Below are 26,845 nucleotides of genomic sequence, written 5' to 3' on the forward strand. Positions count from 1 at the left end.
CTCTGCCGTTCAGGACCGAACGTCACATCCCAAACTCGATCGCAACGATGCGACGATACCTGAGCGTTGCGCTCATCAATCGCCTGCGACGATGTCCGTGCTGTACTGCTCTTATCCAAAGCCGCACCGTGCGAATGATTTTATGACACAGTAAGATTAGCGTGCTGGCCGCGCACCGCGTCGATGCCGCGCGCGTCTATCGGCTTGCGCTGGAGCATGGCGCGGCCGCAAAGGCGCTGTCACGCCGAAAGAAAAAGGGCTGATCGAGGATCTCGACCAGCCCTGTTGCTTCAAGACCTGACGGCCATCAGATGCAGTATCCGATCAGTCCGTCGTGATCGCCGTCTCCATGTCGGTCGGATCGATCTGCTTGGAGAGGTTGGCGGTGAGCTTGTCACGGTCGAGCTCGCCCTCCCACCAGGCGACGATCACGCAGGCCACGCCGTTGCCGCACAGATTGGTCAGCGCGCGGCACTCGCTCATGAACTTGTCGATGCCGAGCACGATCGCCATGCCCGGCACGAGCCGCGGATCGACCACGGCGAGCGTCGCGGCCAGCGTGATGAAGCCGGCGCCTGTGATGCCGGAGGCCCCCTTCGAAGTCAGCATCGCCACGACCAGGATCGTGAGCTGCTGACTGAAACTGAGGTCGAAGCCGAGCGCCTGCGCAATGAACAACGTCGCCAGCGTCATGTAGATGTTGGTGCCGTCGAGATTGAACGAATAGCCCGTGGGCACCACGAGGCCGACCACCGACTTGGAGCAGCCGAGCCGTTCCAGCTTCTCCATCAGGGACGGCAGCGCGCTTTCCGACGACGAGGTGCCGAGCACGATCAAGAGTTCGTCCTTGATGTAGGCGAGGAACTTGAAGATCGAGAAGCCGGCCATCCGCGCGATGAGGCCGAGCACGACGAACACGAACAGCGCGGCGGTCAGGTAGAAGGTTGCGATCAACCCGAGCAGGTTGAGGATCGCGCCGGTGCCGAACTTGCCGATCGTGTAGGCCATCGCGCCGAAGGCGCCGATCGGAGCCGCCCGCATCACGATGGAGATGACGCCGAACACCGCATGCGCGGCGTCGTCGATGAACGCGCGGATGGTGTGGCCGCGCTCGCCGAGGCTCATGATCGCGAAGCCGAACAGCACCGAGAACAGCAGCACCTGGAGGATTTCGCCCTGCGCGAACGCACCCACCACGGTGTCGGGAATGATGTGCAGGACGAAGTCGACGCTCTTCTGGCCCGCGGCCTGCTTGGCGTAATTGGCGACGGCCTGCTCGCTGGCTGCGGCATTGCCGAAGCCGGCGCCGGGCCTGACGAGATTGCCGACGATGAGGCCGATCACCAGTGCGAAGGTCGAGACGACCTCGAAATAGACCAGTGCCTTGACGCCGATGCGTCCGACCTTCTTGGCGTCCTGGATATGCGCGATGCCCGAGACGACGGTGCAGAAGATGATCGGGGCGATCACCATCTTGATCAGCTTGATGAAGCCGTCGCCCATCGCCTTGATCCAGTCGTTGGTGGCGAGCGACGGCCACAGCCAGCCGACGATGGCGCCGAGCACGATGGCGATCAGCACCTGGACATAGAGGACCTTGTACCACGGCTTGGCGGCGGTCGGGGCGACCGGCGCTCCCGCCATCGTTGTCGTCGTCATCGTTTCACTCCCCCTCAAACTCAGAGCCAGCCAAGATCAACTTGGCCGGCCCTGTCAATCGGAACTGCTCGTTATTGCGCGCTTTACCGGCGGCGATCGACGATCCGGCGTGCCGCCGGCATCAGTGTCGCGCCAAGCGCGTTCTTGACCAGCGAGGCCGCGATGAACGGCACGATGCCGACCTGCCAGGCCTTCGCGGCGCCGAGGCCAAGCCCGAACGCCAGCCAGCCGAACCCGGCCGCCAGGATGACGATGTGGCCAACCGCCATCGCCGCAAACAGCAGCACGACGCTGCGATCCCAGCCGCGCTCGGAGAGCCAGCCGGTCACGAAAGCCGCGGCAATGAAGCCGAACAGATAACCCGCGGTCGGGCCGACCAGCGGTGCAATCCCGCCCACGGGACCTGCGAACACCGGCAGGCCGATCGCGCCCTCGGCGAGGTAGGCGATCATGGTTGCGCTGCCAAGGCGCCAGCCATAGGCGGCACCGATCATCAGCACCACCAGCGTCTGCAACGTCATGGGCACATAGGGTAGCGGCAGGCTGACCTTGGCTGATAGCGCCATCAAGGCGGTACCGAGCGCGATCAGCACAAATGCACGCAGGGCGCCGACGGTTTCACCCGGGCGGGTCGGCCACATCAATGCGGCGAGAGAAGAATGCGTGGCGGTGGACGGGACGGAACGGTCAGACAAGTTGAACTCCGGAAGGCTGGCGAAAACTGGCGGCTATTTAAGCCAGTGAGCGATCCGGTCAACTGCCTCCCGCATCTCTTCTGCCGAACGGGCATAAGAGAACCGTATGAATGAACGGCCATGGACGGGATCGAAGTCCACGCCCGGCGTGGCCGCAACATGGGCCTGTTCCAGCATCTGCTTGGCGAATTCGAAACTGTCGGAGGTGAAGTCCGAGACGTCGGCGTAGAGGTAGAACGCACCATCGGCAGGCAAGAACTTGCTGAGCCCCGCTTTGGGCAATCCCTCGATCAGGATGCGCCGGTTCTCCTGATAGCCGTGCTTGATCGCCTCCATCTCGGCCGCGCCGTCGAAGGCGGCCTCAGCCGCGATCTGCGACAGTGACGGCACCGAGATCGACAGGTTCTGCTGGAGCCGCTCGATCGGCCGCACCAAAATCTCGGGCACGACCATCCAGCCGACGCGCCAGCCCGTCATGCAAAAATACTTCGAGAACGAATTGATCACGAGTGCGTGCTCGGACAGCGCGGCCGCTGTCACCGCCGGAAACGCATAGTCGAGCCCGTGATAGATCTCGTCCGAGATGAAGCGGATGCCGGCGTCTTCCGCCGCCGAGATCAGGCCGGAGAGCGCCTCGCGGGACATCATCGTGCCGGTCGGATTGGCGGGGCTGCCGACCAGTACGCCCTTGAGCGGCGCCTTGCGATGGGCGGCCAGCAGCGCCTCGCCGGTCAGCGCATGGCGCGTCTCGTTCGTGGTCTCGATCAGCACCGGCTCGCAGCCGAGCGCGGTCAGAATATGGCGATACGGCGGATAGCCCGGCACCGTCACGGCGACCCGATCGCCGGGCTCGAACATCGACAGGAAGGCCAAAATGAAGCCACCGGAGGAGCCCGTCGTCACGACGATCCGCTCGGGGCTGACGGTACAGCCATAGGCATCGCGGTAGTGGCGCGCGATGCGCTCGCGCAGTGAGGGGATGCCGAGCGCGGAGGTATAGTCGATCCGACCGGATTCGAGCGCGGCGTGCGCTGCGGCAATCGCCGTCTTCGGCGCGGACGCTGAGGGCTGGCCGACCTCCATGTGGATGACATGGCCGCCGGCCGCCTCGATTCGGGCCGCTGCGGCCATCACGTCCATCACCATGAACGGGGGAACATCACTGCGGCGGGAGGGCTCGAGCCACTGCCCCAACCGGTTCCTCAATGTCGCTTCGTGCATCGATTTCTGCTATTTCGCTGGCGGACCGGTCCGTCCGGTCCAGGAACGGGGCGCTTGCGCCCCAGACTGGCCGCATTGTACGGCTCATAAGGGCTACGGCTCACAAGGGCATATCGCGTATCCGGTCCGCCGCCAATCGCCAAAAACCAATCACGAAACTGCTTGATCAAGACCGTTTGACCCAGACCGCCTGATGTTGCTCCAGATCGCATTGCGCAAGAAGGCCTCCGCCCTCACCGCCCTCCTGACGGCCGCGGCGATCGCGCTGACGCCATTCTCGGCCGCGCATGCGCAGGCCAAGGGACCGCCGGTCCTGCGCGACACCGAGACCGAACAGCTCCTGCGCGAATATACGCGCCCGATCCTGCGGGTCGCCGGTATGGAAAAGCAGAACATCCAGATGGTGATCATCAACGACGGCTCGTTCAACGCGTTCGTCGCCGACGGCCGCCGCATCTTCGTCAATTGGGGCGCGATCCTTCAGTCGGAGACGCCGAACCAGATCATCGGCGTGCTCGCGCACGAGACCGGGCATCTGGCCGGCGGCCATCTGTCCAAGATGCGCGAGCAGCTCGCGACAGCCCAGACCCAGATGATCATCGCGATGCTGCTCGGCGCGGGCGCGCTCGTCGGCAGCACCCGCAGCGGGAGCGCCGGCAACAACGGGCTCGCCAATGCCGGCGCGGCCGCGATCGCCGGTCCGCAGGAGATGATCCGCCGTACGCTGTTGTCCTACCAGCGCCAGCAGGAGGAGAACGCCGACCGCGCCGGCGTGAAATTCCTGACCTCGACGGGGCAGTCGCCGAAGGGCATGTACGAGACCTTCAAGCGCTTCACCAGCGAGAGCCTGTTCGCCTCACGCGGCGCAGACCCCTACCTTCAGTCGCATCCGATGCCGGCCGAGCGCGTCGCGGCGCTCCAGGAGTTCGCCAGCACCAGCCCCTATTGGGACAAGAAGGACGATCCGGCGCTCCAGCTCCGCCATGACATGGTGCGTGCCAAGATCTCGGCCTTCATGGAGCGGCCGGAGACGGTGTACCGCCGCTATCCCCAGACCAACGACAGCTTGCCGGCGCGCTACGCCCGCGCCATCAGCACCTATCTGCACGGCGATTTGCGCAGCGCGCTCGCCCAGATCGACGCCCTGATTCAGGTCCAGCCGAACAACCCGTATTTTTACGAGGTGCGCGGCCAGGCCCTTCTGGAGAGCGGCAAGCCTGCCGAGGCCATCGCTCCCCTGCGCAAGGCGGCGCAGCTTTCGAACAACGCCCCCCTCATCGAGATGTTACTTGGGCAGGCTCTGGTTGGAACCGATAATAAGGCCTACACCGACGACGCCATTCGGATTCTCCGTGCCGCGGTGGCCCGCGAGCCCGAGGCACCGCTCGGCTATATCCAGCTCGCGATGGCCTATGGCCGGAAGGGGGATTATGCCGAGGCGGATCTCGCCTCGGCCCAGGCCGCGTATCTGCGCGGCGACAACAAGACCGCCCGCGAGCTTGCCACGCGCGCGAAAACCCGTTTCGCCATCGGCACGCCCGGATGGGTCAAGGCCGACGACATCGTGGCGGCGAAGCCGCCGCGCAACTGACAGACTGAACGACGCCTGACACCACGACGTCACGACACTGAGCTTAAGTCCGCCGGGACGTTTCCCGAAACCTGCTTTGGATAAGAGGATTTGCCTATGCCTTCGCTGCGCTCGCTTGCTCCCGCGCTGTTTGCACTCGCCATGTTCGGCGCAGCCGCGCCCGCGTCGGCCGACAGCTTCTCCGATACCCAGCGCACCGACATCGAGGCGATCATCAAGAACTACCTCGTCAGCCACCCCGAGGTGCTCGAGGAGGCGATGACCGAGCTCAGCAAGCGGCAGGCCGCGGCCGAAACGCAGAAGCACGAGGCCAGCATCGCGCAGAACGCCGACGCGATCTTCAACTCGCCGCGCCAGGTCGTGCTCGGCAACAAGGACGGCGACGTCACCTTCGTCGAATTCTTCGACTACAATTGCGGCTACTGCAAGCGCGCCATGGGCGACATGCTCGACCTCATGAAGAGCGATCCGAAGCTCAAGGTCGTGCTGAAGGAATTTCCGGTGCTGAGCCAGGGCTCGGTCGAGGCGGCGCAGGTTGCCGTCGCCGTGCGCATGCAGGATCCCTCAGGCAAGAAATATCTCGACTTCCACCAGAAGCTGCTCGGCGGTCGTGGCGCCGCGGACAAGGCGCGTGCGCTTCAAGCGGCCAAGGAGGCCGGCCTCGACACTGCGAAGATCGAGAAGGACATCGCCAGCCCCGAGGTGCGCGCCACTCTCGAGGAGAATTTCAAGCTCGCCGAAGCGATGGGCATGAACGGCACGCCCAGCTACGTGATCGGCAAGCAGATCGTTGTCGGCGCCGTCGGCGTCGAAGGCCTCCGGGAAAAGATCGGCATCGCCCGCTGCGGCAAGGCGACCTGCTGAGCGCTGCGACATTGCGTTGAAAGAGGCCGGCTCACAGCCGGCCTCTTTTTTTGCGCGGTTCGGACCGTCGCGGTTTGTCGCGGTCCGGGCGCGACCGTTCATCTGGCGTTCAACAAACAAAGCCCTTCGGAACCCCTGAAATTCGGAACGACCGCGCTCTCCTTTCGTTGTCGGCGCGGGCAATGACGCAAAGAAATCACGTGAGGAGAGGTTCAAATGACTAATCGCTTTTTGGTCTCGGTTGCAGCCTTGGCGCTGATCGCCGGGACCGGTTTCGCCAACGCACAAGGAACCGGAACCAAGGACTACGGGAGTGGCCAGCAGAGCCAGCAGAGTACGCAGCCTTCTGGCGAGCGCAGTGGCTCCATGGGCAAGCAAGAGTCCATGGACAAGCAAGACAAGCGTGACAAGGGAACGGTCGGTCAGTCCGGCGGCATGAAGGATCAGCCGGCCGCTCAAGACAAGTCAACTCAGTCCGACAAGATGAACAAGGACCAGCCGGGTGCGAAGCGTGAGAAGTCGACGCAGTCGGAGAAGTCGTCGACGGTCGGCCAGAGCCCGCGGGGCGACGAGAAGTCCAAGGGTAGCATGAGCAAGGAAACCGAGACCAAGGGCGGCAAGGACATGAAGGCCCAAGGTCAGCAAGACCGCAGCGGCATGAACGCGCCGGGCCATCAGGGTTCGCAGAGCCAGACCCAGACCCAGACCGGGACCGAGCGGTCGCAGACCACGACCGGCCAGGCTGGCGCGGCCGCCAAGCTCTCGACCGAGCAGCGGACCCAGATCACGTCGGTGATCCGCGAGGAGCGCGTCGCCCCCGTGACCAACGTGAACTTCAACATTTCGGTCGGCACCCGCGTGCCGCGCGAGGGCATCACGCTTCACGCCCTGCCGTCCCGGGTCGTGACGATCTATCCGGAGTGGCGGACCTACAGGTACATCCTGGTCAAGGAAGAAATCGTGATCATCAATCCGGACACCTACGAGATCGTGGCGGTCCTGAACGTCTAAGGCCGGATGACGGCAACCTCTTGGGGCGGGCAGCGATGCCCGCCCCTTTGCATTCGGCCGACAGCCATGCTTTAGACTGGTTAACAAGCAATTTCCGCAGCTTCCGCACAGGTTTTTGCACACTGGATGAGGTACTTGAAGCCGCCCGGGAGGCCCTTCAAGGCTTCCCCTCACGCGCTTTGTTACCTATAACCCCCGCCACGCTGAAGCACCTCGTCCGGGATTGGAATGGCCGAACCTACAACCGACACGATCCTCGTTCTCAACGGGCCGAACCTCAACATGCTGGGGACGCGCGAACCCGAGAAGTACGGCCATGCGACGCTGGCCGATGTCGAGGCGCTCTGCCGGGAGACGGCGGCGACGTTCGGCCTCAAGGCCGATTGCCGGCAGTCCAACCGTGAAGGCGAGCTGATCGATTTCATCCACGAGGCGCATGCGCGCAAGATGAAGGGCATCATCATCAATGCCGGCGGTTATTCCCACACCTCGATCGCGCTCCACGACGCGCTGCTCGCGGTGCAGATTCCGACGGTCGAAGTGCACGTGACCAACATCCACGCCCGCGAGAGCTTCCGCCATCACTCCTACACCGCGCGCGCGGCCTTCGCGTCGCTCTGCGGTTTCGGCATCGAGGGCTACCGCCTCGCGATCCAGGGCCTTGCCGCCAAGCTTGGCATCAAGCCCAAAGCCTGACGCCCCTTCCAACAGAACATTCGGATCAGACAACATGGCGCGCCAGCCAGACGACAAAGCAGCCGCAAAGTTTTCCAGCGAGGATTCCGCGCTCGTCCGCGAGCTTGCCTTGCTGCTCGATGAGACCAGCCTCACCGAGATCGAGATCGAACGTGCCGGCCTGCGCCTGCGCGTCGCCCGCAACATCAGCGTTGCCGCGACCATGCCGATGCCGGTGGCAGCCGCTCCCGTCGCCCTTCCGGCAGCCGCCGCACCCGCCAGCGCCGCGGCCGATCTGTCGAAGCATCCGGGCGCCGTGACCTCGCCGATGGTCGGCACCGCCTATTGGGCGCCGGAGCCCGGCGCCAAGCCGTTCATCGAGGTCGGCAACAAGGTCTCGGTCGGCCAGACGCTGCTGATCATCGAAGCCATGAAGACGATGAACCAGATCCCCTCGCCGCGCGCCGGCACGGTGACGCAGATCCTGGTCGAGGACGGCCAGCCGGTCGAGTACGGCGAGCCGCTGGTCATTATTGAATAGCGAGTGGCGAATGGCGAATAGCGAATGGTGCCCGTCTTGCCATTCGCCGTTCGCTACTCCCTATTCGCCCGCTGAGGCACCATGTTCGACAAGATCCTCATAGCCAATCGCGGCGAGATCGCCCTTCGCATCCTCAGGGCCTGCAAGGAGCTCGGGATCGCGACCGTCGCCGTGCACTCGACCGCCGACGCCGACGCCATGCATGTGCGCCTGTCGGACGAGAGCGTTTGCATCGGTCCGCCGCCCTCCAAGGACAGCTATCTCAACGTGCCCGCGCTGCTCGCGGCCTGCGAGATCACCGGCGCGGATGCGGTGCATCCCGGCTACGGCTTCCTGTCGGAGAACGCGCGCTTTGCGGAAATCCTCGCGGAGCACAATCTGCATTTCATCGGCCCGAAAGCCGAGCACATCCGCCTGATGGGCGACAAGATCGAGGCCAAGAAGACCGCCAAGCGCCTCGGCATCCCCGTGGTACCCGGCTCCGACGGCGCGGTCGGTCCCGACGACGACGCGATGGCGATCGCGAGGAAGATCGGCTTCCCCGTGCTGGTCAAGGCGGCGGCCGGCGGCGGCGGCCGTGGCATGAAGGTCGCCAAGAGCGAGGCCGACCTCCAGCTGGCGCTGTCGACGGCGGCCAACGAGGCCAAATCCGCCTTCGGCGATGCCTCGGTCTACCTGGAAAAATATCTCCAGAGGCCGCGCCATATCGAGATCCAGATCCTCGGCGACGGCCGCGGCGGCGCGATCCATCTCGGCGAACGCGACTGCTCGCTGCAACGCCGCCACCAGAAGGTCTGGGAAGAAGGCCCCTCGCCCGTCCTCTCCGCCGCTGCGCGCGCCAAGATCGGCGAAACCTGCGCGAAGGCGATGCGCGAGATGAAATATCTCGGCGTCGGCACCATCGAGTTCCTGTTCGAGGACGGCGAGTTCTACTTCATCGAGATGAACACCCGTATCCAGGTCGAGCATCCCGTCACCGAGAGCATCACCGACATCGATCTCGTGCTGGAGCAGATCCGCATCGCCGCCGGCGGGGATCTGCCGGCGCGGCAGGAGGAAGTCCAGGTCATCGGCCACGCGATCGAATGCCGCATCAATGCCGAGAATCCGCAGACCTTCCGCCCCTCTCCCGGCCGGATCCAGCAATACCATCCGCCGGGTGGGCTGGGCGTGCGGATCGATTCCGCCGTCTACCAGGGCTATACGATCCCGCCCTACTACGATTCCCTCGTCGGCAAGCTGATCGTGCACGGCAAGACGCGCGCCGAATGCCTGATGCGGCTGCGCCGGGCGCTCGACGAGATGGTGGTCGAAGGCATCGAAACCACGCTGCCGCTGTTCCGCGCGCTGGTGCGCGAAGACGACATCATCAATGGCGACTATCACATCCACTGGCTGGAACAGTACCTCGCCGGCAAGACGGAACCTGCGCCGCAGTAATTTTCCGACCCCATGGAACCCTTTGGCCCCAATCGCGTTCCGGACGGTTGGGACAGTTCCAAGGGGGTGTTTTGAATTCCACTGAACATCATTGGGCGAGACCGTCGTGACCGCCGAGGGGCATCGACGGCGAGCATTGTGGCAGATCCTGCTGTTTGCGGCGGGTCTTTTGGTGCTGACTGTGATCAGCGCCGGCTCCGTCTACCTCGTCAACAAGGCGAGGGACGACAACAAGTGGGTGGTTCATACCATCGAGGCGCAGAACCAGATCAACGCGTTGCTGCTCGAGGTCCGGCGTGCCGAAAGCGCCCTGCGCGGCTACCTCCTGACACTGGGACCGGAATTCCAGACAGATTACGAAAAGGCCGTCGCCGCGATCATTCCCGCGCTCGACAGGGTGACGCGCCTGACCCACGACAACCCCGCGCAGCGTGAAAACCTCGAGAAGCTGAGCGCGACGATCGAGATTCGTCTGGGCCAATTCGCGCGTGAGATCGCCGCGATCAGGCAGGGCCAGCCGGACATGGCAACGGCGCTGGCGCGGGAGGCATCTGCCGAGGGCGCCACCACCACGATCGGCAATGTGGCGGGGGCGATGATCACCGAGGAGGAGCGGCTGTTCCGGGTCCGGACGGCAAACGCCGACCGCAGCCAGACGCTCGCTGCATCGTTGACGGGTATCGGCTCCGGCCTCGTGGTGTTGCTCGCCCTGATCTCGATCTGGCTGGTGCGGCGCTCGGCGCGCGCCCGTGACGAGGCCGAGACACGTCTGCGCGATGCCTACGCGAATCTCGAGACCGTGGTCGACGAACGCACGGCAGACCTGCGCGAAGCCAACAACGAGATCCAGCGCTTTGCCTATATCGTGAGCCACGACCTGCGCTCGCCGCTCGTCAACATCATGGGCTTCACCAGCGAACTCGAGGAGCTCGGCGGCGACATCTTCCGCCGCATCGGCGGCCTCACCCACGTCCCGGCCGACAGGCCGCCGCTCGCCTCCGGAGAGATCGCGCTCGAAGGCCCCGACAAGCAGCTTTCGGCGGACTTTTCCGAAGCGCTCGGCTTCATCAAGTCCTCGATCGCCAAGATGGACCGCCTGATCTCGGCGATCCTCAATCTCACCCGCGAGGGCCGGCGCGAGTTCCAGCCGGAGAAGATCGACACGCAAGAGCTGATCGAAGCGATCGCATCGACGCTGGCGCATCAGGCGGCCGAAGCGCAGGCCGAGATCCATGTCGCCGCCCTGCCGAACATCATCAGCGACCGCCTTGCGCTGGAGCAGATATTCTCCAATCTGATCGACAACGCGATCAAATACCTCAAGGCCGGGGTTCCCGGCGAGATCAGAATCCGCGGGCGTACCAAGCTCGGATACGCTATCTTCGAGGTCAGCGATAACGGCCGCGGCATCGATCCGAAGGATCATCAGCGGATTTTTGACCTGTTTCGCCGTGCGGGAACCCAGGACAAGCCCGGCCAGGGCATAGGTCTTGCGCACGTGCGTGCACTTGTGCGCCGCCTCGGCGGCACGATGTCGGTATCGTCGGAACTGAACGCGGGCAGCACCTTCACGATCACGCTGCCCATTGCCTGGAACGCCAGCAACCGGAACGCAGATCGATGACTCAGCCTGTCACCATCATCATGATCGAGGACGACGAGGGACACGCGCGGCTGATCGAGCGCAACATCCGAAGGTCCGGCGTCAACAACGAGATCGTCTCCTTCGCCAACGGCACCGACGCGATGACGCATCTGTTCGGTACCGACGGTAGCGGGCTCGTGCAGAAGGGCAATGCGCTCTTGATCCTGCTCGATCTTAACCTCCCCGACATGACCGGGATCGACATCCTGAAGCAGATCAAGGAGAACAAATATCTGAAGGCCTCGCCCGTGGTGGTGCTGACCACCACCGACGACTCCCAGGAAATCAAGCGCTGCTACGAGCTCGGCTGCAACGTCTACATCACCAAGCCCGTCAATTACGAGAATTTCGCCAACGCCATCCGGCAGCTCGGCCTGTTCTTCTCGGTCATCCAGGTCCCATCCGCCGCCTCATGAATCAGCGCACGCCAACACTGCTCTACATCGACGACGACGACGCGCTGGCGCGCCTGGTCGATCGCGGCCTGACGCGGCGCGGCTACAAGGTCGTCCATGCCGCAAGCGGCGAGGAAGGCCTGGAGCGCATCCGCGGCGCGGAGACGGACGGCGGCATCGACGTCGTGGCGCTGGACCAGTACATGCCCGGCCTCGACGGGCTGGAGACGCTCGAGCAGATCATGGCGATCCCCGGCGCGCCCCCGGTGGTGTTCGTCACCGCCTCGCAGGACTCCAGCATCGCGGTGACGGCGCTGAAGGCGGGCGCGGTCGATTATCTCGTCAAGGACGTCAAGGGCGACTTCATCCCCCTGCTTCACGTCGCAGCCGACGGCGCGCTGCGCCAGGCCGAATTGCAGAAGGCGCGCGATGAAGCGGAAGCCGAGGTCCATGCCTCGCGCGACCGCTACGCAGCCCTTGCCGCCGAACGCGAGCTGCTGCTGCGCGAGGTCAACCATCGCGTCGGCAACTCGCTCCAGATCATCGCCTCGCTGCTGCACCTCCAGGCGAGCTCGGCCGCGCAGGAGGAGGTCAAGGCGGCGCTGACCAATGCGATGGGCCGCGTCGCCGCGGTCGCGCAGGTGCACCGCCGCCTCTACACCTCGCAGGACCTGAAGAGCGTGGTGCTGAACCAGTACCTGGACTCCCTGCTCGAGGATTTGCGCCGCTCGGCCGAGGGCAACCGGATGTCGCGCCTGACGGTGAAGGCCGAGCCGATCGAGATCGATCCGGACCGTGCGGTCGCCGTCGGCATCATCGTCAACGAGCTGGTGATGAACGCGGTGAAGTACGCCTATCCGGACGGCGCCGGCCCCATCCATGTCGAGTTGACCTCGCAGGACGACGATCTCCTGCTGTCGATCACCGATGAGGGCGTCGGCGACAAGGTCAAAGCGGATCCTCGCTCCACCGGCATGGGCCAGCGCATTGTCGCGGCCATGGCGACCAAGCTCGACGCGTCGGTCGAGCGCGACCCCGCCCATTCCGGAACCCGCATCGTCCTCAGGTTCCGCCGCGTACCCGCAGCTCCCGGCAAGACCAGCACTGCCGCCGCGAGCTGATCCGTGCCCCCCATCGCAACCGCGTTGCGATCCTGCTATTGTCGCACGCCATGACTTCGCGCGATTCCGCTTCGTCTGAAATCACGCCGGCCGTACTGCTGCGCGCCTATGCCTGCGGTATTTTTCCGATGGCCGAAAGCGCCGACGATCCGACCCTGTTCTGGGTCGAGCCGGAGCTGCGCGGCGTCATCCCGCTCGACGGATTTCGCGTGGCCTCGCGGCTCGCACGCACCGTGCGTTCGGATTCGTTTCGCGTCACCGTCAACACGGCGTTCAAGGCGACCATTGCCGGCTGCGCCGCGCCGCAGGCCGGGCGCGAGGACACCTGGATCAACAAGCGCATCCGCGACCTCTATGGCGGCCTGTTCGAGCTCGGCCACTGCCACAGCGTCGAGGCCTGGCAGGGCGACGACCTCGTCGGCGGTCTCTACGGTGTCAGCCTGGGCCGCGCCTTCTTCGGCGAGAGCATGTTCCACACTGCGCGCGATGCCTCGAAGGTCGCGCTGGTGCATCTGGTCGCGCGGCTCATCCATGGCGGCTTCGAGCTGCTCGATACGCAATACGTCACCGAGCACCTGAAGAGCTTCGGCGCGGTCGAGATCTCGCGGCGGCGCTACACCGCGCTGCTCGACAGGGCGCTCGCGGGCGCGCCCGGCGATTTCCTGAAGCTGTCCGCCGGTGAAGTGATCCCGGGCGCGCGCGCGCTCGAGATCATCGCCTCGCGGCAATGATCGATAGCTGGCTTAGAGCATAATCCGGAAAAGTGTGAAGCGGTTTTCCGAAAAGATCATGCTCAAACAATAACCTAAAGCGCGATGACGATTCATCCCAATCTCATCGCGCTTTAGCGGCCGAAACCAGGAATACCGAACAGACCCGGCCGCTGCTCCGGTGGCGGAGGCGGCGGCGGTGCCGGTTGCTGCTGGACCGGCGGCAGAGGCTGCGGCGGTCGCTGCTGCACGGCCTGCTTGGGCGCGGCCTTCTTCTGCGCGGGCGGCGGCGGTGGCGCAGGCTTGTTTGCAGGATCGGGCGCGGCGGTCGCAATGGTCTGCTGCGGCTCTTTGCAGTCGGTCAGCCAGATGTCGTAGATCGGGTGCTCGACGCCGTGCAGGCCCGGGCTCGCCGCATACATCCAGCCCGAGAAGATCCGCTTCACCTCGCCCTGCAAGGTGATCTCGTCGACCTCGACGAAGGCGTCGGTGTTGGTGGCCTCCGTCGCCGGTCGCGTGTAGCAGGCGTTGGTCTTGACCCGCAGCGCGCCGAACTGGACCGTCTCGCCGATCTCCTCGTCGAAATTGATGATGCGCCCGGTGATCTTGTCGAGGCCCGAGAAGGTCGCCTTCTTGTTCACGATCTTCTGGGCCGGCGGCTCGGTGACGACCTCGTCGCCCGGCTGGAGGCTCGCCGGCGTTTGCGGCACGGTGCCCGGCGCGCCCTTCTGCTGAGGCTGGCGCTGACCGGGCGCACCCGGAGCTCCTTGCGGTCCGGGCGGCGCGATCGCCGCGGACGGCGGCTGGTTCGGCGGCGCGACGGTGGAGCCCGGCGGCGGCGCCAGGGGCTGGGTCTCGACCGGCCCCGGCATCACATTACCCTGGCGGCCCGGCGGCGGTGGCATCGGGCGCGACGGCAGCACCCGCCCCTGCGGCGGCAGCTCCGGCACCTCCTCATCGTCCTCGGGGATCTGCTGCGGCTGCGGCTGGCCACGCGGAATGGTGCCGGGCGGCCGCAGCGGCGGCGGATCGGAAAAGATCGTGCCGATCTGTGCCTGCGCGGGCGTCGCAACCGTCAGCGCGGTGGCGGCCAGAAGCGCCGCAAGGCCTGTCAGGGTATAGGTTCGGAACATCTCGCGCGGCTTCAACAGCGAATCGGGCTTGTTGGACATTCTACAGGGGTTACCGCCGCTCGCAGGCCATCCGGTTAACACGGCGAATACGGCGGGGGAAGGGCGGCATCCCTGCCCTTCCCGGGCGCCGTCTGGCCAGACCGCCTCCCGGATGGGATAGTTGGCGCCCTTTCCCCGGGGCCCGAGGCGGGCATTGCTCCCGAAAACGACGTCCAACGATAACCAGAAGCCCTGAGGCGCTCCGCATGCCCGTTGTGCTCGATCCCGATGCCGCCGCCGTCTACAGGGCCTTTCTGGAGGCCGGCCGCCCGGCCTACGAGACACTGACCGCGCCGGAAGCCCGCGCCGATTACGCCCAGGCTCGGTTTGCCACCACCCCCGAGCCGCCCGCGCTTGCGCGCGTCGCCGAGCTCGCGATCCCCGCGCCGCACGGCGCCATCCCCGCGCGCCTCTACGTTCCGAAGGAACCGCGCCGGCACGATGGCCTGTCCCCGGCCCTGGTGTTCTTCCATGGCGGTGGCTGGGTCATCGGCGATCTCGATTCCCACGACGTCGTCTGCCGCCAGCTTGCGGTCGAGGGCGCGCTGATCGTGATCTCGGTCGACTACCGCCTCGCGCCCGAGCACAAGTTTCCCGCCGCCGCCGATGACGCGATTGCCGCGACGGAATGGATTGCCGCGAACGCGCGCGAGCTCGGCATCGACGCCGCGCGCCTCTCGATCGGCGGCGACAGCGCCGGCGGCAATCTTGCCGCGGTCGTCGCGCTCGCCGCCCGGGACGGCAATGGCCCCGCGCTTGCCGGCCAGGTCCTGATCTATCCAGCCGTCGATTTCGCCATGACGCATGGCTCCCATAGCGAGCCCGAGACCAGCGTGCTGCTGACGCATTCGGTGATCCGCTGGTTCCGCGACCACTATCTCAACGGTGCCGCCGACATCCACGACTGGCGCGCCTCGCCCGCGCGCGCTGCGAGCCTCATTGGTCTACCGCCGGCCTATGTGTTGACCGCGGGCGCCGATCCCCTCCGCGACGAAGGTGCCGAATATGCCGACCGCCTCAGGCAGGCCGGCGTGTCCGTCACCACCAGGCATTATCCCGGTCAGTTCCACGGCTTCTTCACCATGGGCAAATTGTTGCCGCAGGCCAATATCGCCGTGCGCGAGATCGGCGCGTGGTTGAAGGGATTGGGCTGACGCCATTCGACATGCCTTCCGCCCTTCAACAAGTCTTCGCCCTTCCCCTGCGCGCCCTGACGTGGCTCGGCGACCAGGGCACCCGCGCGGTGGCGGCCATCGCCTTCATTGCGGTCGCGGTGCCACCGCTCGGCGCGCTGCTGCGCCCCTATGTCACCGAGGCGATTTTCCTTCTGCTCTGCATCTCCTTCATGCGCGTCGATCTCGTGGCGCTCTACGGACATCTGCGCCGGCCGGCGCTGGTCGCGGCCGCCACGGCCTGGACCACGATCGGCGTGCCGCTGATCGTCGGGCTGACTGCGCATGCGACCGGGCTTGCCAACAGCTCGCCCGGCCTCTTCCTCGCGCTGATGCTCCAGGGCATGGCCTCGCCGATGATGGCCGCGCCGGCGCTCGCCGCGCTGATGGGCCTCGATGCCACGCTGGTGCTCGTGACACTGGTGACCTCGACCGCGCTCGTGCCCTTCACCGCATCATTGTTCGCAAGCCTCTTCCTCGATGGCATTCTCAGCATTTCGCCGCCCGCGCTCGGCCTGAAGCTGCTCGGCATCCTCGCCGCATCGCTGCTGGCTGCTACCGTGGTCCGCCGCCTGTTCGGCACCGAAGCGATCCAGCGCCACAAGCGGCCGATCGATGGCCTCAACATCGTCATCCTCTTGGTGTTCGCCTCCGCGGTGATGGGCGACGTCGCCAGCGACCTCGTCGCCGATCCCCTGTTCACGATCGCTGTCGCGTTGCTCGCGTTTACGGTCTATTTCACACTGCTCGCGGTGACGACGCTGATCTTTCGCCGCATCGGCACCGAGCGCGCCTTCGCAATCGGCCTGATGGTGTCACAACGCAATCTCGGCCTGATGCTGGCGGCGACCGCCGGCGCTCTGCCGGCGACGACCTGGCTCTATTTCGCGCTGACGCAGTTTCCGATTCATCTCGCGCCGTACCTGCTGATGCCGATCGCACGGCGATTGACGGCCCGCACGGATACTTCCGCAGCAGCTGCGAACAGCACCACCGCTCGGGAAAGCTCCAGATGATTATTTTCCGAGCTGCTCAAGCGCGGCGAACCACAAGGCAAGCGGCTCCCTCAACGAGCCGGGCTCGGATGGCTTTTGCCTGACGGCGGTGTGGACCATCACAAGTTTTGAAGCGGGATCGACCAGGATGATCTGGCCGCGGATACCGAGCAGAGCGAACCTGCGCTGCTCTCCCGGAAGGAGCCATATCTGGTAGCCATATCCGAAATAGGAGGTCGCGACTTTCGGAGAGAGATAGTTGTCAGCCGGCCTGACCGTTGTTGCGTCCAGGATCCATTGCTTGGGGATGAGCTGGCGACCTTCCCAAGTGCCGTCGTGGGCTAGCAATCTGCCGAAACGGGCATAATCGCGCAAGGTTGCGTTGACACAGCAGAACGCTATCTCCTGCCCGCCACCGTCAATGGCCCATGAAGCATCAGCTTCGGCGCCGATCGCGTCCCAAATCCTGTCGTGGAGATAGTCGGCAACTGGCATAGCGGTGGCCGAGCGGAGTACCAATCCGAGGATCTCGGTTTCGATGCTGGCATAATGCCACTTGGTACCCGGCGGCACGCTACGTGTGTTGAACTGCGCGATGATGGTGGCCGCATCCTTTTCCTGTCCGCTGAACAGCGCTCTCGCAAGCCGGGCGATATCATCCTGCCCGTCATATATTTCCGAGAACGCCACGCCCGAAGCCATGTTCAGCAGGGCTCGTATGGAAGTGCTTCCATATTCCGTTCCTGCGAGATGAGGGACGTAGGTCGAGACCGGATCGTCAATCGACTTGATCCGACCTTCCGATACTGCGATGCCGACCAGCATCGCGACGATCGTCTTGGCCATGGACTGCGAAAGGAAGCGGTCGCGGTCGGTGCGCGAATATTGATAGTGCTCGTAGAGGATGGCGTCGTCCTTGGCGATCAGGAGACCCGTGACCGGGTTGCGCTTGAGGTAGTCGGCGATCGTCAACCGCTGCGAGCCAAAGGTGTACTCGATAGGCGGCTCCGGCTGCCGCTTGAACCGCCAAGGCGTCGTCGCGGCAGGTATCCGGCGTGATGGAAAAATCTCATCGAAATGGCTGTAGGTCCCGACAAGACGATCGAGCTGGGTGGTCGCAGCTCGCGAACCGACGGGATAGCCGTCTGCCGCACCGTAGATGGCGGCATCGGGGCCGGTGTCCGAAAAGACGGGACCCGCCTCGGCCTCTCCTGCACCGGGGCGCGGCGAGCTCAGGACGTCCTGTGCATGCGCTGACGCCCATACAAAGAGGAGCGTGGCAGGGAGAGACAACAAGATGCGCCCGTGCCGCCTGCAGGCTTCCCAAGACATTGCACTTGCCTTCCCGACACGTTCCTGTGTCTGCAGTCGACAACCTGATGCATCGATGAATGAACGCACGCTATCACAACGGGTCGATGAAAGTCAGCGCCGAATTGACGAGGACACGCCCCAGGCAGCCCGCGCCCTGCGCCGCAGTGCCATGGTAACTCACCGAAGGCGCTCTTGAAGGCGCCGTCACCATGACGGTCACGCCTTGTGCCGCTTGATCTTCTTGCATTCTGTCAGGATCCAGTCCCGGAATGCCTGCATCGCGTGCGTATGCCGCTTCGATTTCAGGGACGTGAGCCAGTACGATCCGAGATAGACACGGGCGTCATAGGGACAGACCAGCTGCTTGCGCAACACATCCTCCGAAAACAACGCGACTGGCAACAGCGCAACCCCGCCCCCTTGAGCTGCGGCATGCGCCATGGAGACCGATGAGTCGAAGGTCGGACCCGTCATACGGGGCTGCCTGCATTTCACGGCCTCGAACCACTGCGCCCACTCGCCTGACCGATACGAACGCAACAGCACCTCTTCGTGGAGGTCCATTGGACCTCTGAGACGCTTCGCAACGGACGGCGCGCACATCGGTGTGAAAAGAGCGTCGACCAGACGCTCTGCGTTGGTCCCGTGCCATGCGCCGTCGCCAAATCGAATGGCGTAGTCCAAGCCTTCGGCGCCGAGGTCGACGCGATTGTTGTTCGCAAAGATCCTGATGTCGACCTGGGGGTGACTTGAAGTGAAGCCCTTGAGGCGAGGAACGAGCCAGCCCGATGCGAACGTTCCGACGACGCCAATCATCAGGGTCTCGCGCACGCGGCCATTCTCAAATCGGTCCAGCACCTGGTTGATGCGACCGAAGGCGTCGGAAATGGCAGGCAACAGCGCCTCGCCTTCCTCTGTCAGAGCAAGCCCCCGAGTGAGCCGCCTGAACAGTTCCACGCGCAGGCTACGCTCGAGCGTCCGCACCTGCTGGCTCACGGCGGCCTGCGACACGCGAAGTTCCAGTCCGGCCTTGGTGAAGCTCAGATGACGCGCTGCCGCCTCGAAGGCGCGGAGCGCGTTCAGTGGAAGGCTGGAAACGCTGAGAGGACGGCGGGCCACGTCTGATCCAAGTTTTGCTTATGGATGGCCTCACGAACCATCGTTTGTCAATCGCGAGAGCGCGCAGCAAGAAACGCCTACGGTCAATGGGAGTTCACGATGCTAACGCGACGCCAGTTCGGCACATCCACACTTGCGCTCGCAGGAAGTCTTTTCCTGCCGAAATCCTCGGGTGCTGCAACGGTCGAAACGACACGACTGCTCGATGCCATTAAACAACTCGAGATCAGGAGCGGCGGTCGGCTCGGCGTCGCCGTGCTCGATACCCGGACCGGAGCGTCGATTCATCACAAGGGAGACGAGAGATTTCCCATGTGCAGCACCTTCAAGGCGCTTGCTTCCGCGGCGATACTGAAAGGCGCAGGCGACAAGCTGGACCGCCTCGATCGACGGATTCGGATCGAACAAGCCGACATCGTCGAGAACTCGCCAGTCACCCGTGAGCATGTCGGGTCAGACGGCATGTCGCTGCGCGAACTCTGCGAGGCCGCCATGACGAGGAGCGACAACACGGCGGCCAACCTGCTTCTCAAGAACATGGGCGGCCCCGCCGGCCTCACCGCCTTCGCGCGCAGTCTTGGCGACAAGGTGACGCGACTGGACCGGACCGAGACCCAATTGAACGAAGCCGCGCCGGGAGATCCCCGAGACACCACGAGTCCGAACGCAATGGCAGGGAATTTCAGGCGCTTGCTGTTCGGCAACGAACTCATGCCGGAAGCTCGCGATCAGCTCGCAAAATGGCTGATTGCAAACAAGACAGGCGATTACCGATTGCGCGCCGGTCTTCCACAAAACTGGCGCGTGGGCGACAAGACCGGAGCCGGCGGAAACGGCACCAACAACGACGTTGCGGTTGTTTGGCCGCCTCAGCGTTCGCCGCTCATCATCGCAGTCTACCTCACTGGAGCCTCGCTCGACATGAACGGGCAAAACGAGGTGATCGCTTCCGCCGGACGCGAGGTCGCGCGAGAGTTCGGCTGATCCGGGCGCCCTAACCCGCCCGCGCCGCGCGCCGCAACGCCTGCGGCGGCTGGCCGAAGGCGCGGATGAAGGCGCGCCGCATCCGCTCGGGGTCGCGGAATCCGGTCGCCTCCGCGACCAGCTCGATCGCCTCGCGCGAGGCCTCGACGCGCTCGCGTGCGACCTCGATGCGCAACCGCTCGATCGCCTTGGACGGCGTCGCGCCGGTCTCGGCGGCAAAGGCGCGGGCAAAATGCCGCGCGCTCATGCCGGCGCGTTCGGCGAGATCTTCAACCGTCAACCGTGCATCGAGATTCTCGCGCGCCCATGACAGCAGCGCGCCGAAGCGGCCGTTCGGCGTCTTCAATTCCAGCAGCGAGGAGAATTGCGACTGGCCGCCGCTGCGGCGATGGTAGAGCACGAGCTGGCGCGCGGTCTGCTGCGCGATCTCCTCGCCATGGTCCTCGGTGACCATCGCGAGCGCAAGATCGATGCCGGCGGAGATGCCCGCCGACGTCCACACATTGCCGTCGCGGGTGAAGATCCGGTCCGGCTCGAACTTGACCTTCGGATAGCGCGCGACGAATTCGCGCGTCCGCCCCCAATGCGTGGTGGCGCGACGGCCGTCGAGCAGGCCCGCTTCGGCCAGCACATAGGCGCCCGAGCAGACGCTGGCGACCCGCACGCCGCGCCTTGCCAGCCGCTGCACGAAGGCGCGCGTGACCTCGCAGCGTGCGGCGTCCGTCACGCCGACGCCGCCCGCAATGACCAGCGTCGTGATCGCATTCACCGACTTGAAATCGCGCGCCACCATCTCGACGCCGGACGAGCTGCGCACGGCTCCCGCGTTCGCTGCCAGCACCCGGATTCCCGGCGTCGTCTTGCCGGTGCAACGCGCGGCGATCTCGAACACCGAGATCGGGCCCGCCGCGTCGAGCAACTGGAAATCCGGGAAGATCAGGATGCCGATCATGGCCATGTCCGAAAGTGAGGGAATTATGCCGTTTCGGACAGAAGGGCATCATGCCAGTTTGCCGGCGTCAAGCTCATAATTGGAGGCCCCCATGTCGTCACCGCTCCAGATCGGACTCCTGGTGTTTCCGCGCGTCACCCAGCTCGACTTCACCGGCCCCTTGCAGGTGTTCGCCATGGTTCCCGGCGTAGAACTGCATTTGATCTGGAAACGGATCGAGCCGGTGCCGAGCGATTCCGTGCTGACGCTGACGCCGACCACGACATTCGCCGACTGCCCGCAACTCGACGTGCTCTGCGTGCCCGGTGGTGGCGGCACCAACGACCTGCTCAACGACGAGGAGGTGCTCGATTTCCTGCGCAGGCAGGCCGAAGGCGCAGAGTATGTCACCTCGGTCTGCACGGGATCGCTGGCGCTCGGCGCCGCCGGCCTGTTGAAGGGCTACCGCGCCGCCACCCATTGGAGCGCGATGGAGATGCTCGGCCAGTTCGGCGCAACGCCGACCAGGACGCGCGTCTGCATCGACCGCAACCGCATCACCGGCGGCGGTGTCACCGCCGGCATCGATTTCGCGCTGACGCTAGTGTCGATCCTGCTCGACCGCACCACGGCGCAAGCGATCCAGCTCCAGATGGAATACAACCCTGCCCCGCCTTTCAATTCAGGCTCGCCCGACACGGCGCCGGCCGAGGTGCTGGCGTTGCTGAAGGAGCGCGGCGCGCAGAACCAGGCGCGACGGCTGGAAGCGGTCAAGCGCGCGGCGGAAAGGGTGGTTTAGCTTTTGGAGGCACGAAGCGAAGTTTGACGCAAGCTGCATCGGCATCGTCATCGCGAGCCAACGGGTCCGCGCGTAGCACGGCCCGACGGCTCGCAATGACGGAACGTGGAGCAGCAGCATTCGTCCCACGCGTGCCCCAACAGAAAAAGGCCGCTCGGTTTCCCAAGCGGCCTTTCCTGTCTTACGGCGGCTGCACATTCCATCGGGCGATTTCGGAACTTCCAGACCGGGGGCCTATCTCCCGATCGAGTCCTGGTCGGCGGCCGCTGCATCTCGGGACAGTCGCGAACTGTTGCCCGAACCGAACGCGATGGTTTCCCATCTCCGTAAGATGGGACCATTGAGCCGGATCTCTCGCGTGAGCGCAACGCCGGCGCAGGCGGCGTCCCCGCTGTTCCCGTTGTCCACAATTGTACGAGCCGGATGCGGGTGCATCCAACCAGCGACGAAGATTCGGCGGTGCGCGAAGCCTAGCCAGGCGTCCAGGGCTGATAGTCGCCGGTTGCCTTCGGCCGCCGGCCGCTGGCCAGCGTCGATCCCGAGGGACGGTACGCCCTGGACGTGCCCGTCAGATTCGGCTGGTGCGGCTTTTCCCACTCGCGCGGCTGGTAGTTGATCTCGGTCGGCGGCGTATCGACGACGTGATGGATCCAGCCGTGCCAGGACGGCGGGATGCGGCTCGCTTCGGCGTAGCCGTTATAGACCACCCAGCGCCGCTCGAAACCGAGCGTGGGATCGATCGCCCCGCCGCGGGTGCGATAATAGAGGTTGCCCTCCTCGTCCTGGCCGACCAGCTCGCCATACCGCTTGGTCCAGAGTTGGGTGCCAAAAGTCTGGCCGTTCCACCAGGTGAAGAATTTGAGGAAGAATTGTTTCATGCGGCAAGGGCCCTGCTTCGTCGGGTCCTGATGCCATCCGGGCGCAGAAATGTCCAGTTCGCCGGGCGCGGCAGTGCCCCGCGGCGAATAGGGTTGCCCCCCGGGGATCAGCGCTGCCGCAAATCGGACGCGATCCGTTCATGCCGGATACAGCGGCCCGGTGCGAGGCTCATGGCGCCCACGCAAACCGGCGTGATCCGGGAACCACTGCCCTTTCGCAGGGTTGGGTTCCGGGAAAGGAGTCTTGTCATGAAAAGTCTGAAAGTTTTGAGCGCCGCGGCAGCCGTGGCGCTGGTACTTCCGTTGGCGACGCCGAGCTTCGGCCAGAATCGTCCCGCCTTGGGCGGCGGCGGTGGCGCCCATGTCGGCGGCGGTGGCGGCGGTGCTCACGTCGGCGGTGGCGGCGCGCGCATGGGAGGCGGCGGCCTCGGCGGCGGTGGCGCGCGGATCGGCGGTGGCGGCCCGGCGTTCCAAGGTGGCGGTGGCAATGTCGCGGCCGGCGCAGCGATGCGTCCGAGTGGCGGCGGTTTCGCGGCCGGCACAGCGATGCGTCCGAGCGGCGGCAGTTTCGCGGCCGGCACAGGGGTACGTCCGAGCGGCGGCGGATTCGCAGCCAGCCTGCCGCCCCGCCCCGCGCTATCGCCATCCGTCGGCGGTCCACGCCCCGTCGCAACCGCGGGCAACTGGCAGGGCGGTAGCGGCAATTGGAGCGGTCGCCGCTGGCACGGCGGTCACTGGCGTCACCGTGGCGGCGGCTTCTGGCCCGGCTTCGCAGCGGGTGCGGCGATCGGCGGGCTCGGCTCGTACGCCTATTACGGCGGCGGCTATTACGACGACCCCTACTACTATGGCGACAGCTACTATGATGAGCCGTCCGTGGCGGTGGTGCCCGATAGCGGCGGCGACTCTGCAGCCTACTGCGCGCAGCGCTACAAATCGTACGACCCGGCTTCCGGCACCTATCTCGGCTACGATGGCCAGCGTCATCCCTGCCCGTAACCGGATCGATCGCATTTGAAGCAAAGGCGCCACAGCGATGCGGCGCCTTTGTCATTTCGTCGCTACGCCTGCTCCGCTCGCGATTGCGACCGGCCGTACTTGCGAAATAAACGGACCCGTATGCACCGAACCGTGCATATCTACTCTGATCCAATCCAAAATTGACCCGGTGCGCGATTCACCTGTATCACCCATATGGTGGTGACTTCGATTTGCTGGGAAGTGTCATGCGGCGCATTCTCGTGGTTGACGACGATCCGATGGTCGGCGCGACCATTGAGGTCCTCCTGCAGCGTCAGGGCTTCGACGTCACGCTCACCGACGGCGGGGAAACGGGACTGGCGGCGCTGGAAGCGCAGATGTTCGACGTGATGCTGGTCGACATCTTCATGCCGCACATGCGCGGCTTCGAATCCATCCGCATCTTTCACGAGCGCGCGCCGACGATCCCGCTGATTGCGATGTCCGGCTACGCGTTCGCATCGTCGACCGCGCCCTCTCCGGATTTTCTCCGCATGGCGCTGGAGCTGGGTGCCACGCGCTGCCTGCGCAAGCCGTTCACGCCGGACGCACTGCTCACCACCATCCGGGAATGCCTCGGCGGCGGCGGCGGGAGCGCACTGCCGAAGGACAAGAAAGAAGCCCCTTGATCCCCACGCAGCGCGTCATTCTCGGTGCTGGACTTGCCATCCTCCTGATCATCACCGCCGCCTCGATCGGCCTCGACGTCAAGTCGCGGTCCGATGCGGCCTGGGTCAATCACACCATCGATGCACTGAAGAAGGTCTCCGATTTGCGCGTGCTGATGCGGCGGGCCGAAAGCGCTGCGCGCGGCTATGAGCTCTATCGCAGCTCGGCGTTCTCCGACGAGTTCCAGGGGGTGCGCGTCCAGATCGCCCCCGCGCTGGCCGAGCTCAAGCGCGCCGTCCGCGACAATCCGGATCAGGTCACGCTGCTGGAGGGCACCGAATCCCTCGCCCTGCGCCGGATCGAGATCGCGGCCGAAGCGATGCGGCTGCGCGCGGAGAACGACCTGGCCGGGATCGCCGCGCTCCAGCGCAGGGCCGAGGGCCGCGGCCTCATGGACACGGTGATGGCCAATCTCGACCGCCTGACCGCGGAAGAAGAGCGGCTGCTTGCCGCGCGCAGCTCGGATTCACGGCGATCCGGCATCGTCCTGCTCGGCATCGACGTTGCCGGCGCGGTGCTGATCCTGCTCCTGGTCGTGCTGCTGATGCGCGAGAGCCGGCGCGCGACGGTGCAGCTCCAGAGCTCGCTGCACGAGACCCAGGCCGCCAAGGAGGTGCTCGAGGCGGCGGTCGCCGAGCGTACCGAGCATCTCGTCGCGGCGCATGACGAGCTGCGCCTGTCGGTCAATGTGCTGCAAAGCACGTTCCACAGCATGGCGGAGGCGGTGCTGGTCATCGACAGCGAAGGCAATGTCCTGCTGTCCAATCCGGCTGCGGAGCGCATCTTGCTGCATCGTGCCGGCTTGAACCTGAGCAATCTGCGGGCGCTGTCGGACGTGTACCACGGCGACGGCGTCACCCCGCTCAGGGCCGACGAGCTGCCTTCCGCGCGCGTGCTGCGGGGCGAGCAGTTCGAGGAGCTGGAGATGATCGTCCGCCCGCACAGCGACAATCCTCCCCGCCATCTCATGATCAGCGGCCGGCCGATGCGCGACGGCCATGGCGAGATCTCCGGCGCCGTGCTCGTCTACCACGACGCGACCGCCTCGCGCGAAACCGAGCGGCAGCTTCAGCAATCGCAGAAGCTGGATGCGATCGGCAAGCTGACCGGCGGCGTCGCGCACGACTTCAACAACATGCTGACGGTGATCTCAGGCAATACCGAGACCCTGGTCTCGAGCCTGAAGCAGCAGCCCGAGCTCCAGCGCGTGGCGCGCCTGATCGACGATGCCGCCGAGCGCTGCGCCGAGCTGATCCAGCACCTGCTCGCATTCGCGCGCAAGCAGCCGCTCCAGCCGCGCAACGTCGAGATCAATGCCGCGGTCGCGGACATCGCAAAGCTGCTGCGTCCCACCCTCGGAGAGCAGATCCAGATCGAGACCGTGCTGGAACAGGGACCGATGACGTCGCATATCGATCCGTCCCGGCTCACCAATGCCGTGCTCAACATGGCGATCAACGCCCGCGACGCCATGCCGAATGGCGGCAAGCTGCTGTTCGAAGCTCACCATGTGGTCCTCGACGAGACCTATGCGCAGGCTAATCCGGATGTCCGGCCCGGCCCCTACGTGATGCTCGCCGTCAGCGACACTGGCACCGGCATGCCGGCCGAGGTCCAGCAGAAGGCATTCGAGCCGTTCTTCACCACCAAGGAGGTCGGCAAGGGAAGCGGCCTCGGCCTCTCCATGGTCTATGGCTTCGTCAAGCAGTCCGGCGGCCACATCAAGATCTACAGCGAGGAAGGCCACGGCACCACGATCAAGCTCTATCTGCCGCCCGGCGAAGGCACGGCGGACGTGGCCGCTGCCGCCGCGCCGCAGGCCGAAGGCGGCGCTGAGACCATTTTCGTGGTCGAGGACGACGCGCTGGTGCGCAACTTCGTCACCGCGCAGCTCCAGAGCCTCGGCTACAGGACGATCGCCGCCGCCGACAGCCGCGCCGCGCTGCAGATGATCGAGGCCGGCGAGCCGTTCGATCTGCTGTTCACCGACGTCGTCATCCCCGGCGGCATGAGCGGGCGCGAGCTCGCCGACAAGGTGGCGACGCTGCGCCCGGGGCTGAAGGTGCTGTACACCTCCGGCTACACCGACAACGCCATCGTCCATCACGGCAAGCTCGACGACGGCGTGATGCTGCTGACCAAACCCTACCGCCGCAACCAGCTCGCCGAGATGATCCGCAAGGCGCTGAACGGCGGTGGGATGGGAGCATGATCCGGACCCGTA

At 65.2% G+C, this 26,845-nt stretch carries 25 protein-coding genes; 17 read left to right on the top strand and 8 right to left on the bottom strand.

The window, feature by feature from the left end; translation table 11 throughout:
• Positions 1-324: 324 nt before the first annotated feature.
• The 3 genes from GPL20_RS34935 to GPL20_RS34945 form a co-directional block, all read right to left on the bottom strand.
• Positions 325-1,659, bottom strand: a complete 1,335-nt coding sequence (locus GPL20_RS34935; protein WP_157336676.1) for a dicarboxylate/amino acid:cation symporter — start codon at positions 1,657-1,659, stop codon at positions 325-327.
• Between the two features lie 83 nt (positions 1,660-1,742).
• Entirely contained in the window at positions 1,743-2,300 is a 558-nt protein-coding gene (locus tag GPL20_RS34940) for a biotin transporter BioY (RefSeq protein ID WP_157336745.1), read from the bottom strand.
• Between the two features lie 87 nt (positions 2,301-2,387).
• Positions 2,388-3,575 carry a pyridoxal phosphate-dependent aminotransferase gene (locus tag GPL20_RS34945; RefSeq protein ID WP_157336678.1) on the bottom strand — a complete coding sequence of 396 codons (1,188 nt, stop codon included), beginning with the start codon at positions 3,573-3,575 and terminating at the stop codon, positions 2,388-2,390.
• A gap of 193 nt (positions 3,576-3,768) precedes the next feature.
• Here GPL20_RS34945 and GPL20_RS34950 point away from each other — a divergent pair, with 193 nt between their 5' ends.
• The 10 genes from GPL20_RS34950 (at position 3,769) to aat (ending at position 13,589) form a co-directional block, all read left to right on the top strand.
• Complete coding sequence (locus GPL20_RS34950) at positions 3,769-5,166, top strand: M48 family metalloprotease (protein ID WP_157336680.1); 1,398 nt, start codon at positions 3,769-3,771, stop codon at positions 5,164-5,166.
• Between the two features lie 96 nt (positions 5,167-5,262).
• Positions 5,263-6,030 carry a DsbA family protein gene (locus GPL20_RS34955; RefSeq protein ID WP_157336682.1) on the top strand — a complete coding sequence of 256 codons (768 nt, stop codon included), beginning with the start codon at positions 5,263-5,265 and terminating at the stop codon, positions 6,028-6,030.
• 216 nt (positions 6,031-6,246) lie between these two features.
• Positions 6,247-7,041: a DUF1236 domain-containing protein gene (locus GPL20_RS34960; RefSeq protein WP_157336683.1), complete on the top strand. Its 795-nt coding sequence runs from the start codon at positions 6,247-6,249 to the stop codon at positions 7,039-7,041.
• 228 nt (positions 7,042-7,269) lie between these two features.
• Positions 7,270-7,737 (top strand): type II 3-dehydroquinate dehydratase, encoded by a 468-nt coding sequence (aroQ, locus tag GPL20_RS34965; RefSeq protein ID WP_157336685.1) that lies wholly within the window; start codon positions 7,270-7,272, stop codon positions 7,735-7,737.
• Between the two features lie 34 nt (positions 7,738-7,771).
• On the top strand, positions 7,772-8,257 hold the full coding sequence (gene accB, locus GPL20_RS34970; RefSeq protein ID WP_157336687.1) for an acetyl-CoA carboxylase biotin carboxyl carrier protein: 486 nt from the start codon (positions 7,772-7,774) through the stop codon (positions 8,255-8,257).
• 81 nt (positions 8,258-8,338) lie between these two features.
• Complete coding sequence (gene accC, locus GPL20_RS34975) at positions 8,339-9,697, top strand: acetyl-CoA carboxylase biotin carboxylase subunit (RefSeq protein WP_157336689.1); 1,359 nt, start codon at positions 8,339-8,341, stop codon at positions 9,695-9,697.
• 106 nt (positions 9,698-9,803) lie between these two features.
• A complete protein-coding gene (locus GPL20_RS34980) occupies positions 9,804-11,321 on the top strand; it encodes a sensor histidine kinase (protein WP_254126075.1) in 1,518 nt (505 codons plus the stop codon).
• Entirely contained in the window at positions 11,318-11,758 is a 441-nt protein-coding gene (locus tag GPL20_RS34985; protein ID WP_157336693.1) for a response regulator, read from the top strand. Before GPL20_RS34980 ends, GPL20_RS34985 begins: the two co-directional genes overlap by 4 nt.
• Positions 11,755-12,858 (top strand): sensor histidine kinase, encoded by a 1,104-nt coding sequence (locus tag GPL20_RS34990; RefSeq protein ID WP_157336695.1) that lies wholly within the window; start codon positions 11,755-11,757, stop codon positions 12,856-12,858. Before GPL20_RS34985 ends, GPL20_RS34990 begins: the two co-directional genes overlap by 4 nt.
• Before the next feature lie 50 nt (positions 12,859-12,908).
• The gene (aat, locus tag GPL20_RS34995) at positions 12,909-13,589 is read left to right on the top strand and encodes a leucyl/phenylalanyl-tRNA--protein transferase (RefSeq protein ID WP_157336697.1); all 681 of its coding nucleotides are present in this window, start codon (positions 12,909-12,911) and stop codon (positions 13,587-13,589) included.
• A 113-nt stretch (positions 13,590-13,702) separates the two neighbouring features.
• Here the strand turns inward: aat and GPL20_RS35000 are convergent, their stop codons facing one another.
• Positions 13,703-14,740 (bottom strand): DUF2155 domain-containing protein, encoded by a 1,038-nt coding sequence (locus tag GPL20_RS35000; RefSeq protein WP_157336700.1) that lies wholly within the window; start codon positions 14,738-14,740, stop codon positions 13,703-13,705.
• A gap of 206 nt (positions 14,741-14,946) precedes the next feature.
• On the opposite strand from GPL20_RS35000, the gene GPL20_RS35005 reads away from it, so the two are divergent.
• Together GPL20_RS35005 and GPL20_RS35010 are read left to right on the top strand one after the other, a co-directional pair.
• On the top strand, positions 14,947-15,894 hold the full coding sequence (locus GPL20_RS35005; RefSeq protein ID WP_157336702.1) for an alpha/beta hydrolase: 948 nt from the start codon (positions 14,947-14,949) through the stop codon (positions 15,892-15,894).
• Between the two features lie 11 nt (positions 15,895-15,905).
• Positions 15,906-16,928, top strand: coding sequence for a Na+-dependent transporter (locus GPL20_RS35010; RefSeq protein WP_157336747.1), 1,023 nt, complete (start codon positions 15,906-15,908; stop codon positions 16,926-16,928).
• Here the strand turns inward: GPL20_RS35010 and GPL20_RS35015 are convergent, their stop codons facing one another.
• Complete coding sequence (locus GPL20_RS35015; protein WP_157336704.1) at positions 16,929-18,239, bottom strand: serine hydrolase domain-containing protein; 1,311 nt, start codon at positions 18,237-18,239, stop codon at positions 16,929-16,931. It lies immediately after the preceding gene.
• A gap of 198 nt (positions 18,240-18,437) precedes the next feature.
• Positions 18,438-19,340, bottom strand: coding sequence for a LysR family transcriptional regulator (locus GPL20_RS35020; RefSeq protein ID WP_254126071.1), 903 nt, complete (start codon positions 19,338-19,340; stop codon positions 18,438-18,440).
• A gap of 99 nt (positions 19,341-19,439) precedes the next feature.
• Between GPL20_RS35020 and bla the strand changes: the two genes are divergently transcribed.
• Complete coding sequence (bla, locus tag GPL20_RS35025) at positions 19,440-20,324, top strand: class A beta-lactamase (protein WP_157336751.1); 885 nt, start codon at positions 19,440-19,442, stop codon at positions 20,322-20,324.
• A 10-nt stretch (positions 20,325-20,334) separates the two neighbouring features.
• Here the strand turns inward: bla and GPL20_RS35030 are convergent, their stop codons facing one another.
• The gene (locus GPL20_RS35030) at positions 20,335-21,276 is read right to left on the bottom strand and encodes a GlxA family transcriptional regulator (protein WP_157336706.1); all 942 of its coding nucleotides are present in this window, start codon (positions 21,274-21,276) and stop codon (positions 20,335-20,337) included.
• Between the two features lie 91 nt (positions 21,277-21,367).
• On the opposite strand from GPL20_RS35030, the gene GPL20_RS35035 reads away from it, so the two are divergent.
• The gene (locus tag GPL20_RS35035; RefSeq protein WP_157336708.1) at positions 21,368-22,054 is read left to right on the top strand and encodes a DJ-1/PfpI family protein; all 687 of its coding nucleotides are present in this window, start codon (positions 21,368-21,370) and stop codon (positions 22,052-22,054) included.
• 470 nt (positions 22,055-22,524) lie between these two features.
• Here GPL20_RS35035 and GPL20_RS35040 read toward each other — a convergent pair whose 3' ends face one another.
• Positions 22,525-22,932 (bottom strand): NADH:ubiquinone oxidoreductase subunit NDUFA12, encoded by a 408-nt coding sequence (locus GPL20_RS35040; RefSeq protein ID WP_157336710.1) that lies wholly within the window; start codon positions 22,930-22,932, stop codon positions 22,525-22,527.
• 249 nt (positions 22,933-23,181) lie between these two features.
• On the opposite strand from GPL20_RS35040, the gene GPL20_RS35045 reads away from it, so the two are divergent.
• The 3 genes from GPL20_RS35045 (at position 23,182) to GPL20_RS35055 (ending at position 26,833) form a co-directional block, all read left to right on the top strand.
• Positions 23,182-23,931, top strand: coding sequence for a BA14K family protein (locus GPL20_RS35045; RefSeq protein ID WP_157336712.1), 750 nt, complete (start codon positions 23,182-23,184; stop codon positions 23,929-23,931).
• A 227-nt stretch (positions 23,932-24,158) separates the two neighbouring features.
• Positions 24,159-24,581 carry a response regulator gene (locus GPL20_RS35050; RefSeq protein WP_157336714.1) on the top strand — a complete coding sequence of 141 codons (423 nt, stop codon included), beginning with the start codon at positions 24,159-24,161 and terminating at the stop codon, positions 24,579-24,581.
• The gene (locus GPL20_RS35055) at positions 24,578-26,833 is read left to right on the top strand and encodes a CHASE3 domain-containing protein (RefSeq protein ID WP_157336716.1); all 2,256 of its coding nucleotides are present in this window, start codon (positions 24,578-24,580) and stop codon (positions 26,831-26,833) included. Before GPL20_RS35050 ends, GPL20_RS35055 begins: the two co-directional genes overlap by 4 nt.
• Positions 26,834-26,845: the final 12 nt, after the last annotated feature.

It is taken from the genome of Bradyrhizobium cajani (assembly GCF_009759665.1).
GTDB classification, from domain to species: domain Bacteria; phylum Pseudomonadota; class Alphaproteobacteria; order Rhizobiales; family Xanthobacteraceae; genus Bradyrhizobium; species Bradyrhizobium cajani.

What these genes read in the sequence shown, in the direction of transcription:
- GPL20_RS34935 (WP_157336676.1), bottom strand. Translation starts at nt 1,659, where the DNA reads ATGACGACGACAACGATGGCGGGAGCGCCGGTCGCCCCGACCGCCGCC.
- GPL20_RS34940 (WP_157336745.1), bottom strand. Translation starts at nt 2,300, where the DNA reads ATGTGGCCGACCCGCCCGGGTGAAACCGTCGGCGCCCTGCGTGCATTT.
- GPL20_RS34945 (WP_157336678.1), bottom strand. Translation starts at nt 3,575, where the DNA reads ATGCACGAAGCGACATTGAGGAACCGGTTGGGGCAGTGGCTCGAGCCC.
- GPL20_RS34950 (WP_157336680.1), top strand. Translation starts at nt 3,769, where the DNA reads ATGTTGCTCCAGATCGCATTGCGCAAGAAGGCCTCCGCCCTCACCGCC.
- GPL20_RS34955 (WP_157336682.1), top strand. Translation starts at nt 5,263, where the DNA reads ATGCCTTCGCTGCGCTCGCTTGCTCCCGCGCTGTTTGCACTCGCCATG.
- GPL20_RS34960 (WP_157336683.1), top strand. Translation starts at nt 6,247, where the DNA reads ATGACTAATCGCTTTTTGGTCTCGGTTGCAGCCTTGGCGCTGATCGCC.
- aroQ (WP_157336685.1), top strand. Translation starts at nt 7,270, where the DNA reads ATGGCCGAACCTACAACCGACACGATCCTCGTTCTCAACGGGCCGAAC.
- accB (WP_157336687.1), top strand. Translation starts at nt 7,772, where the DNA reads ATGGCGCGCCAGCCAGACGACAAAGCAGCCGCAAAGTTTTCCAGCGAG.
- accC (WP_157336689.1), top strand. Translation starts at nt 8,339, where the DNA reads ATGTTCGACAAGATCCTCATAGCCAATCGCGGCGAGATCGCCCTTCGC.
- GPL20_RS34985 (WP_157336693.1), top strand. Translation starts at nt 11,318, where the DNA reads ATGACTCAGCCTGTCACCATCATCATGATCGAGGACGACGAGGGACAC.
- GPL20_RS34990 (WP_157336695.1), top strand. Translation starts at nt 11,755, where the DNA reads ATGAATCAGCGCACGCCAACACTGCTCTACATCGACGACGACGACGCG.
- aat (WP_157336697.1), top strand. Translation starts at nt 12,909, where the DNA reads ATGACTTCGCGCGATTCCGCTTCGTCTGAAATCACGCCGGCCGTACTG.
- GPL20_RS35000 (WP_157336700.1), bottom strand. Translation starts at nt 14,740, where the DNA reads ATGTCCAACAAGCCCGATTCGCTGTTGAAGCCGCGCGAGATGTTCCGA.
- GPL20_RS35005 (WP_157336702.1), top strand. Translation starts at nt 14,947, where the DNA reads ATGCCCGTTGTGCTCGATCCCGATGCCGCCGCCGTCTACAGGGCCTTT.
- GPL20_RS35010 (WP_157336747.1), top strand. Translation starts at nt 15,906, where the DNA reads ATGCCTTCCGCCCTTCAACAAGTCTTCGCCCTTCCCCTGCGCGCCCTG.
- GPL20_RS35015 (WP_157336704.1), bottom strand. Translation starts at nt 18,239, where the DNA reads ATGTCTTGGGAAGCCTGCAGGCGGCACGGGCGCATCTTGTTGTCTCTC.
- bla (WP_157336751.1), top strand. Translation starts at nt 19,440, where the DNA reads ATGCTAACGCGACGCCAGTTCGGCACATCCACACTTGCGCTCGCAGGA.
- GPL20_RS35030 (WP_157336706.1), bottom strand. Translation starts at nt 21,276, where the DNA reads ATGATCGGCATCCTGATCTTCCCGGATTTCCAGTTGCTCGACGCGGCG.
- GPL20_RS35035 (WP_157336708.1), top strand. Translation starts at nt 21,368, where the DNA reads ATGTCGTCACCGCTCCAGATCGGACTCCTGGTGTTTCCGCGCGTCACC.
- GPL20_RS35040 (WP_157336710.1), bottom strand. Translation starts at nt 22,932, where the DNA reads ATGAAACAATTCTTCCTCAAATTCTTCACCTGGTGGAACGGCCAGACT.
- GPL20_RS35045 (WP_157336712.1), top strand. Translation starts at nt 23,182, where the DNA reads ATGAAAAGTCTGAAAGTTTTGAGCGCCGCGGCAGCCGTGGCGCTGGTA.
- GPL20_RS35050 (WP_157336714.1), top strand. Translation starts at nt 24,159, where the DNA reads ATGCGGCGCATTCTCGTGGTTGACGACGATCCGATGGTCGGCGCGACC.